At 65.9% G+C, this 12875-nt stretch carries 9 protein-coding genes; 3 read left to right on the forward strand and 6 right to left on the reverse strand.

Annotated features, from left to right (window positions below; all coding sequences use genetic code 11):
- Positions 1-15: 15 nt before the first annotated feature.
- From ACQR1I_RS34490 to ACQR1I_RS34500, 3 genes are all read left to right on the forward strand, one after another.
- Positions 16-1788 carry a flavin-containing monooxygenase gene (locus tag ACQR1I_RS34490; protein WP_434870764.1) on the forward strand — a complete coding sequence of 591 codons (1773 nt, stop codon included), beginning with the start codon at positions 16-18 and terminating at the stop codon, positions 1786-1788.
- A gap of 30 nt (positions 1789-1818) precedes the next feature.
- Positions 1819-2793 carry a peptidyl-alpha-hydroxyglycine alpha-amidating lyase family protein gene (locus ACQR1I_RS34495; RefSeq protein WP_434870763.1) on the forward strand — a complete coding sequence of 325 codons (975 nt, stop codon included), beginning with the start codon at positions 1819-1821 and terminating at the stop codon, positions 2791-2793.
- Between the two features lie 204 nt (positions 2794-2997).
- Positions 2998-3555 (forward strand): HNH endonuclease, encoded by a 558-nt coding sequence (locus ACQR1I_RS34500; protein WP_009025578.1) that lies wholly within the window; start codon positions 2998-3000, stop codon positions 3553-3555.
- Positions 3556-3680: 125 nt separating this feature from the next.
- Here the strand turns inward: ACQR1I_RS34500 and ACQR1I_RS34505 are convergent, their stop codons facing one another.
- The 6 genes from ACQR1I_RS34505 to ACQR1I_RS34530 all read right to left on the reverse strand — a co-directional run bounded on the left by ACQR1I_RS34505 (position 3681) and on the right by ACQR1I_RS34530 (position 12833).
- Positions 3681-4220 carry a hypothetical protein gene (locus tag ACQR1I_RS34505; protein WP_434870762.1) on the reverse strand — a complete coding sequence of 180 codons (540 nt, stop codon included), beginning with the start codon at positions 4218-4220 and terminating at the stop codon, positions 3681-3683.
- 24 nt (positions 4221-4244) lie between these two features.
- A complete protein-coding gene (locus tag ACQR1I_RS34510) occupies positions 4245-7616 on the reverse strand; it encodes an ATP-binding protein (protein ID WP_434888875.1) in 3372 nt (1123 codons plus the stop codon).
- A 195-nt stretch (positions 7617-7811) separates the two neighbouring features.
- The gene (locus ACQR1I_RS34515) at positions 7812-9833 is read right to left on the reverse strand and encodes an alpha-glucosidase (RefSeq protein WP_434870760.1); all 2022 of its coding nucleotides are present in this window, start codon (positions 9831-9833) and stop codon (positions 7812-7814) included.
- A complete protein-coding gene (locus ACQR1I_RS34520; RefSeq protein WP_434870759.1) occupies positions 9830-10681 on the reverse strand; it encodes a carbohydrate ABC transporter permease in 852 nt (283 codons plus the stop codon). Before ACQR1I_RS34520 ends, ACQR1I_RS34515 begins: the two co-directional genes overlap by 4 nt.
- Before the next feature lie 2 nt (positions 10682-10683).
- Positions 10684-11598, reverse strand: a complete 915-nt coding sequence (locus ACQR1I_RS34525) for a carbohydrate ABC transporter permease (protein ID WP_434870758.1) — start codon at positions 11596-11598, stop codon at positions 10684-10686.
- Positions 11598-12833: an ABC transporter substrate-binding protein gene (locus ACQR1I_RS34530; RefSeq protein ID WP_434870757.1), complete on the reverse strand. Its 1236-nt coding sequence runs from the start codon at positions 12831-12833 to the stop codon at positions 11598-11600. The genes ACQR1I_RS34525 and ACQR1I_RS34530 overlap by 1 nt, the downstream gene beginning before the upstream one ends.
- Positions 12834-12875: the final 42 nt, after the last annotated feature.

A 12875-nucleotide genomic window follows, 5' to 3' on the forward strand; every position in this document is an offset into this window, starting at 1 on the left:
GCGGGGAGGACAGTGATGCTCGACAGGACGCAGGATCTCGCCGCGGGCGTCGACGGCTGGCTCGCGGATTTTGCCCGGGCGATCGCAGCCTGCGACCCGGTCGCGCTGTCCGGGTTGTTTCATGCGGACAGCTACTGGCGCGACGCGCTGGCGCTGAGCTGGCGCATCAAGACGCTCAATGGACGCGACGCGATCCTGCGCGAGCTGCCCGCCGATGCGCGCGTGGCGGCGCCATTCGCCTTTGCCATCGCGCCTGGCCGCGCCGCCCCGCGTCACGTGACGCGCGCCGGGACCGACAGCATCGAGGCCATCTTCCAGTTCGAGACGGTACAGGGCCGCGGCTGCGGCATCGTCCGGCTGATCCCGGATGCGGCCGACAGCCGGCGCCTGAAGGCCTGGACGCTGCTGACTGCGCTGGACGAGCTCAAGGGATTCGAGGAGCCGCTCGGCGCCCGCCGGCCGCGCGGCCAGTCGTATTCGCGCGACTTCCGCGGGCCGAACTGGCTGGACCAGCGCGAGGCCGCGCGCGCCTATGCCGATCGCGATCCGGCCGTGCTGGTGATCGGTGCCGGCCAGGCCGGGCTTGCGATCGCGGCGCGCCTCAAGATGATGCAGATCGACACGCTGGTGATCGATCGCGAAACCAGGATCGGCGACAACTGGCGCAAGCGCTATCATGCGCTGACCCTGCACAACCAGGTGCAGGTCAATCACATGCCCTACATGCCGTTCCCGCCGAACTGGCCGGTCTACATCCCCAAGGACAAGCTCGCCAACTGGTTCGAGGCCTATGCCGAGGCGATGGAGCTGAACGTCTGGACCGAGACGGAGCTCGAAGGCGGCAGCTATGACGAGGCGGCGGCGCGCTGGGATGTGACGCTGCGTCGCGCAGACGGCAGCCGGCGCGTAATGCGGCCTGTTCATATCGTCATGGCGACTGGTGTCAGCGGCATTCCCAACCGGCCGGAGCTGCCCGGCCTGGCCGACTACAACGGCACGGTGCTGCATTCGAGCCAGTATGGCGACGGCGAGGCCTGGGCGGGCAAGCGTGCGCTGGTGATCGGCACCGGCAATTCCGGCCACGACATCGCGCAGGATCTGCATGCCAGTGGCGCGGACGTGACGATGGTGCAGCGGGCGCCGACGCTCGTCACCAACATCGAGCCCTCTGCTCAGCTCGCCTACGCCGCCTACAATGACGGGACGCTGGAGGACAACGACCTGATCGCGGTATCGATGCCGCTCGCGCTCGGCCGCAGCGGCCACCGGATGCTGACCGCGCAGTCGAAGCAGCTCGATCAGGACCTGCTCGACGGCCTCGCGCGGATCGGCTTCAATCTCGACTTCGGCGAGGACGGCACCGGCTGGCAGTTCAAGTACCTCACCCGCGGTGGCGGCTACTACTTCAACGTCGGCTGCTCCGATCTGCTGGTCAGCGGCGCGGTCAAGCTGATCCAGTTCGATCGCATCGCGCGCTTCGGCGTCCATGGCGCCGAGCTGACGGACGGCAGCAGGATCGATGCCGATCTGATCGTGCTCGCCACCGGCTACAAGCCGCAGGAGGTGCTGGTGCGCCGGCTGTTCGGCGATGCCGTGGCTGACCGCGTCGGGCCGGTCTGGGGCTTCGGCGACGGCCAGGAGCTGCGCAACATGTACACACGCACGCCGCAGCCCGGCCTGTATTTCATCGCCGGCAGCCTCGCGCAGTGCCGCATCAACTCGAAATTCCTGGCGCTACAGATCAAGGCGATCGAGCAAGGCTTGCTGCCGGCGAGCGGATCGGGCTGAATGGCGTCATTCGATCATGGAGGCCCTCGCATGTCCCCTACCCTCGGCTCTGGCGACTTCACCTATCGCGTCGTCAAGGACTGGGCGAAGCTCCCCGACGGCTGGGAGCTGACCGACGTCGCCTCGGTCGCGGTCGACGGCAAGGACCGCGTCTACGCCTTCAACCGCGGCGCCCATCCGATGATCGTGTTCGACCGCGACGGCAATTTCCTGAAGAGCTGGGGCGAGGGCCTGTTCAGCCGCGCCCATGGCCTGTCGATCGACAGCGACGACAATCTCTACTGCACCGATGACGGCGACCACACGGTGCGCAAATGCACGCCCGAGGGCAAGGTGCTGCTGACGATCGGCCTGCCCGAGCGCCCGACGCCGTTCATGAGCGGCGAGCCGTTCAACCGCTGCACCCACACCGCGCTGTCGCCGTCCGGTGAGATCTACGTATCAGACGGTTACGGCAATGCGCGGGTCCACAAATACACGCCCGACGGCAGGCTGATCAGGAGCTGGGGCGAGCCCGGCTCCGATCCCGGCCAGTTCAACATCGTTCACAACATCGCGACCGATGCCGACGGCTTCGTCTATGTCGCCGACCGCGAGAACCACCGCATCCAGATTTTCGACGGCGACGGCCGCTACGAGACGCAGTGGAATAACCTGCACCGGCCCTGCGCGCTGTGCGCCTGCGGGGCAAAGCGCAAGACCTTCATCATCGGCGAGCTCGGCCCGGGCATGCCGGTGAACCTCAACGTGCCCAATCTCGGCCCGCGCCTGACCATCACCGACGCTGGCGGCAAGCGCTTGGCGCGGCTCGGCGGCGAGCACGGCCCGGGCTTGGAAACCGGCCGTTTCCTGGCCCCCCACGGCCTGGCCATCGACAGCCACGGCGACATCTATGTCGGCGAAGTCGGTGTCACCAATTGGAGCACGAGCTTCCCCGACCGCGCCATGCCGGCCGAGGTCCGGATCCACCGCTGCCTGCAGAAGCTCGAGCGGGTCCCGGCCTGACGGCCGTCCGCCCGCTTCTCGGGACACGGATCTGCAACTGATTTGCAGTGCGGCAGCCCGCCGCGGCGGGCGGGTTCCGGCGTCCGTCGCGGGGCGGGAGAAGCCGTGTCAAGCCATTCTTGGGGCTTCACAATCCCGTCACGCTGCATGTAGTATGTCAGGGCATGCTGCTTCGCAGCCGTACATGGAGGCCAGGAGCGTTACTTGAACGCACATGTCTCACAAGGCGGTTGGCCGGTGTTGGTGCTGAACGCGGACTTCCGGCCGCTGAGTTATTACCCGCTATCGCTTTGGTCCTGGCAGGACGCGATCAAGGCGGTGTTCCTCGATCGCGTCAACATCGTGGAATATTACGACCGCGCGATCCGAAGTCCGTCCTTCGAAATCCAGCTGCCCAGCGTGGTGTCGCTGAAATCCTTCGTCAAGCCGACCACGCACCCCGCCTTCACCCGCTTCAACGTCTTCCTGCGCGACCGTTTCGCCTGCCAGTACTGCCACTCCGGCGACGATCTGACCTTCGACCACGTCATTCCGCGCAGCAAGGGTGGCCAGACCACCTGGGAAAATGTCGTCGCCGCCTGCTCGCCCTGCAATCTGAAGAAGGGCAACCTCACGCCGCAGCAGGCCAAGATGTTTCCCAAGCAGGCGCCCTACGCGCCGACCGTCCACCAGCTCCACCGCAACGGCCGCCTGTTCCCGCCGAACTACCTGCACGACAGCTGGCTGGACTATCTCTATTGGGACACCGAGCTCGATCCGTAGCGGGCGGCGACCGTCTGGCCGACATCTCGGCTTCACCGCAAGCCGCAGCGGCAGGTCACACGCCTGCCGCGACGCTCGCGTGAACACGTCGACGGAATCGAGAAAGCTTGCGACCTCGCCGCAGGCTATTTCTTGGCCTCACCGGCGCCTTCCGGACTCATATCGATGTGCATCAGCTTCCACGACTTCCCGTCGCGCTTCCACAACATGACATAGGATCCCAAAAGGTCCTTGCCCTGCGGCGCCATGGCCGCCATGCGGAAATTCCCGAAGTCGATGGCATAGTTCCGCGGACGCTGATTGCCGACGAAGCTGGCGGCCCGCGACGGCTTCAATTCGAGATAGGCCTGTCCGACCGTGAAATTATCGCCCTGCTGGCGTTCGGACTTAGGGTTCTGGGCGATCTCCGTGCAGGTCAACTTCGACTTCCAGCGGTCGGTGATGATCTGGTCGGAGGTGTGGCTCCATTTGCCCGGAAACACCTTGCCGCGAAACGAGGCATCCTTGTCCAGCACGTCGCACAGCTGATCGTAGCGCATGTCCTTGTAGGCCTGCAGGAATCTTGCCCGGGATTCATCGAGCATATCCTTGGCGATCGATGCATTGGAGCGCATCACGACGATGGTCGCGACCAGCAGACAGATCAGCAATCGGATCAAACGCATTGTCATTCTCCCCATCATTTGTTTTCAAATCAGCACAATTGATTTCGCCGCATCCGGATCGGATCTCTGCTCCGGAACGGGCATACCGAGTTCGGCAAAACTGCGTCTAGCGGCGGCGAGATCCTCATCCGCCTCCGAACTGCGCCCCAAGCGCCGCAGGAACCGGCTCCGTCCCAACCGCGCCAGCGCCGCCAGCGGCCGCATGCCGAGCGCATCGCCGATTGCCAGAGACATGCCGTAGGATTCAAGGGCCGCCGCCGGGTGGCACGCCGAGTCGTGCGCGTTGATCTCGGCCTGCAGTCGCAAGCCCCAGGCCTCGTGTCCCCGCTCGCTACGCTGGCGCGAGAGATCGAGGGCTTGATCACAGACGGTCCTCGCATCAAGGGCACGACCGGCCAACAGATACGCTTCGCCGAGCCGGATCAGATAGAGCGCGAAACGGGCCATGTTGGCCGTCGATCCGCCGCGATTCACCGCCTGTTCGAGCAGCGGAATCGCCTCGGACGAGCGCCCCTGGATGGTCTTGAGCTGGCCCAGTTCGAATGACACCAGCCGCCGCAACACCGGCAGTTCATACTGAACGCAAAGCTCCGAGGCTCTTTCAAGCGTCTGCTCGGCGAGCTCGATCTGGTGGCGGCACAACAGCGCCGCGCCATAGCCGAACAGGGCCGAGACGAGACTGTAGGGATCCTTCAGCCCGTCCGCGATGGCGATGGCCTGAACGCCGTACGTGATCGCATCATCGAACTCACCGAGTTCGCTGAGACAGACGGCGAGCCACGTGCGCGACAGCACGGCCGGGTGTCCCGGCTGCCCCGAGCGAAGGTACGGCACCCCGCTGTCGAGCGCCACGACGTTTCGTCTCAGGAATTCATCCGAGCGCCTGAACACCCCGAGATTCAGACAGGCGAGCGCAGCCCGGAAACTGGTATCGATCTCCAGCTCGAAATCACCCAGTTCTCTGGCGATCGTCAAGGCACGCTCGACGCATTCGAGGGCCTGCACGGGCGAACCCGCCATCCTGTGATGCTGGATCATGAACGAGGCCACGCGCCCCAATGTTCGCCTGTCGTCGATCATCTTCGCCAAGCCTTCGGCCTCGACGAGATGATGCAGGATCTGCGCGTGCGCGGAAAAAGGCCACAGCGAATTGCGTGCCGCGAAGTGGAGTTCAATACCCTTTTCGAGGTTGGCTCTGTGTCGCGGCAGGTGCTGTAGCGCCGACAGCGCCTTGTTGAAGCAGTCGAGCGCCTGATGATGGGCCGAGCGCTTTGCCGCCTGGGCCCCAGCCTGACCGAGGTAGTGCACGGCCTTGCTCCAGACCTGGCCCTGCAACGCATGTCTCGAAAGGTCCTCGACGTGCTGGCCGGTCTGCCCGGCATGGACCTGCTCGATCGCCTCGACGACCCGGGCGTGTAGATTCCGGCGCCGCTCCTGCGACAGCTCCGCGTAGGCGACTTCGTGCGTCAGAGAGTGCTTGAAAGTATATTCCGGCCCGGACAGCGTATGAATTCGGTACATCAGCTCCTGCTGACGCAGCCTTTCCATCGCGGAATGCAATTGCGAGCCCGGGATCTCGACCACGGCTTCGAGCAGCGACGGCGCAACCTGCTGCCCGATCACTGCGGCGACCTGCAGGAGCTGCCTGAGTTGCGCGGGCAGCCTGTCGATACGGGAGGCGAGCACGGCCTGAACGGACCCGGGAATGCTCGCTTGCTCGAATGCATCGACGAGCCGATAGGCTCTGTGAACCCCCACCAGCTTCTTGCGGTCGATCAGCGACCTGACGATTTCCTCGAGGAAGAACGGATTGCCTCCGGTGCGGGTGACCAGCTCATGCTTCAGTTGATCGAGGCTGGCATCATCTCCGATGAGACCGTCGAGCAGGGCGTTGGCTTCGTAGGTATCGAGCGGCTGCACCCGGAATTGCGAATAGTGATCCCGATTGGCCCATTGATGCTGATGCTCCGGTCGGTAAACCAGGACCAGCAGGATCTTTCGCGTCGGCAGCTGGTCCACGAGCGCGTCAATCACGCGTTCCGACTCGGCATCAAGCCAATGCAGGTCTTCGAACACCAGCATCAATGGCTGGCATTCGCTGACGGCCAGCAGCAACTGCTTTACGACTTCGACGGTCTGCCGTCGTCTAACGTCGGCCTCCAGGGCATTCCAGCCCTCGTCGCCGGTCTCGAGGTCCAGCATCGAGAGCAGAGGCGAGATCATCTTCGACCTGTCACAGTTCAGGATCGAGAGCTTCGCGTTGATCTTGGAACAGGCCAATTCGGCCGTGTCGGTCTTGTCGATGCCCAGATACTGCCTGAGCAGACTGCCGAATGCGAAATAGGCCGTCCGCACCGCGTAGGAGGCGGACTGCGCGACCAGGACCAGCCAGTGTGACAGTTCGTTGTGCTGGCGAAGCTCCATCGTCAGGCGGGATTTTCCCACACCCGCTTCGCCGACGAGGGCGACGATCTGGCCAGATCCCGATGACGCGATCAGCGAAATCTCCCGCAAACGACACAACTCGTTTTCGCGTCCAACCAGGCGAGACCGGCCCCACATGGCCAGCGACGCCCCCAGTCGGGACCGGTCGGTCTCGGTTCCGAGCAGTTGCCAGCCGCTGAGCGGCTCGGTAAGGCCCTTGATCGGCAGATTGTCCCGCGGCTTCGCCCGGACAAATCCCTGCACCAGGGCGTATGTAGCGGGGGTCAGGAGCGTCGTGCCGGGCTCGGCCGCCTGCTCCATTCGCGCGGCGAGGTGCGACACCAGGCCTTGTGCGGTGTATTCGAGGCGGACGTCGCTGCGGATCGAGCGCAGCACGACCTCGCCCGAATTCAGGCCGATGCGAACCAGCGGAACCAAGCCGGCGCCGCCAGCGGATTCGAGCGCATCCTGGCGGATCGAATCGTGGATCGCCAGCGCTGCGAGGCAGGCCCGCAGAGCGTGGTCCTCATGCGCGACCGGAGCGCCGAACAACGCCATGATGCCGTCGCCCATGACCTGGTTCGCCGTGCCGCCAAAGCGGTGAACAGCATCGATCATCTGTTCGAGGAGACCGTCGAGGAGTTGCTGCCCCTCTTCCAGATCGCGCTCCGCAATCAGGCCGGTCGATCCCTTGAGATCGGCGAACAGCACCGTGACGTGCTTGCGCACCGGCTCGATGGCGCCGGTCGATTTCTGCTTTCTCTGCTCCGCCGGAGCCCGAAGATCGGCAGCGTCAGTACTGGCGGCCGCACCGCATGACGTGCAGTAGCGGCTGCCGAGAGCCAATTCACCACCGCAGGCCGAACAGCCCGCAAACAGCGCAAGGCCGCATTCCTCGCAGAATCGGGCTGATGCCTTGCAAGAGGCGCGGCACCGCGTGCATCGGACGGTCCCCGGCAAGATATCGGCCATCGGATCTGCTCACTGGCTCCGGCAAGCCAGTGTATGGTCGTTGCCGAATTTTGGCCAGCGAGCTTCGCAATTCATACGCAACCTTGAGCGGTTACCGCCTCAGACGGCTGCGACCCGTAGCAGCAGCGGGTGGTGGCCGAGCGCGACAGCGTCGTCATCCGCAGCGCCAGGCAGCAGAGGCTGACCCTCGCGCCGTTACAGGCTGCGCAGCGCCGCGAACAGCGCCGACCACGGCGATCCTTCGCGGCAGAACACCGGCGGCTGGCCCAACGGCGCCGGCACCGTCACGGTCCGCCCGCCAGAAAAGCGGCTGGCCGTCCACAGATGCACCCAGTCGGCGCCGCGCGGCAGATAAGTCTCCCACTCCGCAGCCGAAGGCTTCCACACCGGGGCGACCAGGAGGTCGGGTCCGAAAAGATAGGCGTCCTGCACCTGATAGGTCGCAGCGTCGTCCTCGAAATGCAGGAAAAGCGGCCGCTGCACCGGCAGGCCGGTCGCGGCGGCCTCCGCCGAGAGGTGGCGCAGATAGGGCGCAAGATCCACGTAGATCCGCGTCATGCGGGCGAAGTGCGCCAGCACCGCCGGATCCTGATCGATCTGCAGATTGTCGCGCGGCCGGTTGCCCTCATGGGTGCGCATGACCGGCGTGAACGCCGCCATCTCCGCCCAGCGCATCAGGAGCTCGGCGGTGCGCACATTGCCGAACAGGCTGGTATAGCCCCCGATGTCGGAATGGTGATAGGCGTTGCCAAGCAGGCCGCTCGACAGCGCCCCGCAGATGACGCTGACGAGGCCGTCATGGCGGGAGAAGTCGACGCTCTGGTCGCCGGCCCATAGCAGCGGGCAGTGAGCCTGCACGCCGGTGAAGCCGGCGCGCATGAAGAACAGGATCTCGCCAGTGCGGCCGCGCGCCGCCACCGCGCGCGCATTGACCTCGGCCCACAGCGTCGGCCAGCGGTTGTGCAGAAGGCGCGCATCGATGCCGGCATGAAGGTGTACGTCGGTCGGCAGGTACTCGCCGAAATCGGCCATCCAGCCGGACATGCCGAGGTCGATCATCTCTTCGCCGATCACGCGCTCGGCGAACCAGGCCGCGGCCTCGGCGCGGGTGAAGTCGACCACACCGCATTCGAACTCGCCGAAATCGACCCGGGCGGTCCCGCCCGCGGCGTCGCGCGCGAGATGGCCGGCGGCGTCAGCCTCGGCAAACAGCGTGCCGTCGACGCACAGATACGGGTTGACATAGCCGAGGAAGCGGATGCCCTGGGCGCCGAGTGCGGCGATCAGTTCGCGCAGCGCCGGATAGCGGCGCTCATTGGCGCGCCAGTCCCAGAACAGCCGTGACCCGAACGAGGTCTGGCGCAGGCCGACCCAGTCCTCGCACCAGAGGCCGGACACCGCGACGCCGGCGTCGCGGATCGCCTGCAGGCGCGCGAACGAGCGCTCGCCGTCCTTCAGCCCGATGATCGCGCCGTGATAGATCCACTCCGGCAGCTGCGGTTGGCGGCCGAAGCGCCGCGACAGCGCGCCGACGATCGCGGCAAAGCTCGGCGCGGTGAAGATCTCGATCTGCTGGGGCACCTCCCAGACCTCGATCTCGTGGAAGCCGTCATGGCGGAAGTCGAACGCCGACCACGCCGAGGTCTCGACGTGCAAAGCATAGCGGCGCGAGGAGACGAAGGTCGGCTGCGGGTAGTTGGTGGTGTAGTAGTCGCCGCCGGCGCGGCCAGTGACGTCGGCGCGAAAGGTGATCTCGGTGGTCTTGTCGCGACCGACCCCGGGCTCGGACGTCCACAGCGGGAAGCGACGGCCGCGCATGTCGAAATAGGACATCTGCTCGCCGCCGCCCCAGACATGCTCGCCCTCCTCCGCAACGATGCGAAACCACAGCCGGTTGATCGCGGGATCGGGGATGCGGGGAATCAGCCGGTGGCCGTCCAGGGTCAGGATCAGCGCGGTGGGCAGGCCGTCGGCTGCCGCCAGACGCACGGTGTCGCCGTCGATCTCGGTGGCGCGCAGCGCGATCCGCTCGCTCACGTAGTCGGTGATGTCGAAATTGCCGCGCAGCATCGCGATGGTTTCCTCGCCGCGGCCGACGAAGAAGGCCGGCCGCGCGCGGTCGTGCTGCAGGATGACGCGGCCGTCGGCGACGATGCGGAACCCGCCCGCGACCGGCTCGATCCGCAGCGGCGGCGCCGCCTGTTGCTGCAGGCTCATCCCTTGATGCCTCCGACGACGAGGCCCGAGACCACCCGCTCCTGGAACGCGACGATCAGGAGCGCGACCGGCACGATGCCGACCACGAGAGCGGCCGAGATCACCGGCCATGGGAAGGAGAACTCGCCCTGGTAGAGCTGGATGCCGACCGGCAGGGTGCGGAGCGCCGGGCTCGAATTGAACGACAGCGCCATCAGGAACTCGTCCCAGGAGTTGACGAAGGCGAGGATCCCCGCGGTGAACACGCCCGGGCCGCTCAGGGGCAGCACGACATGGACCAGCGCGCCGATCCGGGTGCAGCCGTCGATCATCGCGGCGTTCTCGAGGTCGCGGGGAATGGCCTCGAAGAACGCGACCAGCATCAACGTGCACACCGGCAGCGACAGCACGGTGTCCGGCAGCACGAGCGCGATCCAGGTGTTGAGCAGCCCGAGCCCACGCAGGGTCTCGAACAGCGGCACCAGCAGGGTGACCAGGGGAAAGGTGGAGACGCCAATGATCACGAACAGGATCGCCTGGCGGAAGCGCAGGTTCAGCCGCGCCAGCGCGTAGGCGGCCAGCACGCAGATGAACAGGGTGAGCAGCGTCGACAGCAGCGCGACCATCAGGCTGTTGAACAAGAAGACGAGTAGCTGCTGGTCGGTGAACGCCCTGACATAGTTGACAAGGGTCGGCGCATGCGGCGCCCAGGTGATGGGCTTGGCGGTCAGCTCGGACTCCGGCTTCAGCGAGGTGAACAGGATCCACAGCGCGGGAAACAGGCCGTTGATCAGCAGCGTCGAGGCGGCGATCAGCCGCAGCACACGGCCCGGGATGGACGGCGGCGGGGCGGGGTCGGTGGTCGCCATGGCTAGCTCCGGATCACGCGCAGATAGACCGCAGAAACGGCCATCGAGATCGCGAACATCACCACCGCGAGCGCCGAGCCGTAGCCGAGATCGAGAAAGGAGACCGTGTTCTGGTGGATGTACATCGCCAGCGTCGCGGTTGAGGTGCCGGGCCCGCCGCCGGTCATGGTGTAGGGGATGTCGAAGGTCTGCAGCGAGGTGATGGTGCGGAAGATCAGCGCGACCACGATCGAGGGCTTGAGCAACGGCAGCGTGATCTCGAAGAACTGGCGCAGCCGGCCGGCGCCGTCGACATCGGCCGCCTCATAGAGCGAGCGCGGAATGGTCTGCAGCCCCGCGAGGATCAGGAGCGCCATGAACGAGGAGGTCTTCCAGATGATGGTCAGGCAGATCGCCGCGAATGCCCAGGTCGGCGAATTGAACCAGATGATGCCCGGGATGCCGAGGCGCCGCAGCACGTCGTTGACGATGCCGTATTCGGAATGAAAGAACCAGGCGAAGATCAGCCCGGCGAAGGCGAGCGGCAGCGCCCAGGGCACGAGCAGAGCCAGGCGGACCGGCCACTTCGTGCGGAAAGGCAGGTTGGCGAGCAGCGCCAGCGCAAGGCCCGCCAGCAGCGCGCCGGGAACGGTTATCAGCGTGATCAGCAGCGTGTTCCAGGTGGTCTCCCAGAACACCGGATCCTCCATCACCAGCGTGTAGTTCTCCAGGCCGACGAACCTTGCCGGAAGGCCCGAGGTCAAGGAGAGGCTGAAGAGGCTGGTGTAGAACAGCCGCGCGACCGGATAGGCGATGATGACGACGAGCAGCAGCGCCGCCGGGGTCAGCAGCAGCACCGCCAGCGTCCGGTCGTCGGGATCGAGCCAGCGCGACCAGGCGCGGTCGCGCAGCCCATCGGGAGCGGGGCCTTGCGGCATCAGCGCAGGATACGCTTGAGCCGGCCCTCGATCTGGCTGGCGCCGTCCTCCGGCGTGATCACGCCTGACAGCACCGAGTTGACCGTGGTGCGGATCGCGTCGCTGACCTCGTTGTAGCGTGCGGTGACCGGCCGCGCCTTGGCGGTCTGCACGACGGTCAGGGCCTCGCCGAACCACGGCACCGCCTTCAGTACCTCCGGATCGCGGTAGGAGGCCGCGACGGTCGGCAGCAGCGAGCCGTTGATCGCCATGAAGGATGACACGTCCTGGCTGGCGAGATAGCTGACGAGCTTGCGCGCCTCGTCCTTGTGGGTCGAGTAGGCGGAGACGCCGAACTCCCAGCCGCCGAGGCAACTGGTCTGTTCACCGCCGCCGAGCGCCGGCAGGCGGGCGACGCCGACCTTGCCGGCCACTGCGGATTCGGCGCCCTGGAACAGCGCCCAGGCATAGGCCCAGTTGACCGCGAAGGCGACGTTGCCGGCCTGGAACTCCTTGCGCGTGTCGTCGGTCGCGACCTCGGAGATGTTCTTCTTGGCGACGCCCTGGTCGACGAGGTCCTTCCACAGCTTCAGCGACTTGACCGCCGCGTCGCGGTCGAAGGTCAGCCGGCCGTTGCTGACCAGCGTCTTGCCCTGGCTCCAATAGGGCAGCAGGAAGGTGCAGACCGCGCCCTCTATCGCTTTGCCCTGGAACGACAGGCCCTGCAGGTTCGGGTTCTTCTCGCCCTCGGTGATCTTCTTCGCCGCAGCCGCGAGTTCGTCCCACGTCTTCGGCGGCGCGATAGCGTATTTGTCGAGCAGGTCCTTGCGGTAATAGAGGAACATGGCGTCGGCGAAGGCCGGCAGCGCCACCACCTTGCCGTCCACCGTGTTGGCGTCGACATAGGCGGCGAGATATTTCGTCATGTCGACATTGTCGAGCGGCACGGTCCAGTTCGCGGCGGCATATTGCGCCGGCCGGATCACGTCGAGCGCCAGGATATCGAGGCTCGGGTCCTTGGCCGACATCACCGTGTTCAGGTACTGCGCCTGGAGCTCCGAGGTCGCGCCGCCAGATTCGATGGCGATGGTGACGCCCGGGTTCTTCGCCTCGTACTGGTCGAACACCTTGCGCCAGACCTGCGGCTGCTGCTGGGTCGAGATGAAGATCCGCAGCGACGTATCGGCCGACGCCGGCGGTGAAGCGCCCTGCAGGGCGGCTGCCAGCAAGGCGGCAGCAAGTAGTTTCAGTTTCATGGGGACCTCCCTGTCCTCTTTCGAGACCGTCGGCGGCCCGAG

Source organism: Bradyrhizobium sp. HKCCYLS2038, assembly GCF_051167655.1.
Lineage (GTDB): Bacteria > Pseudomonadota > Alphaproteobacteria > Rhizobiales > Xanthobacteraceae > Bradyrhizobium.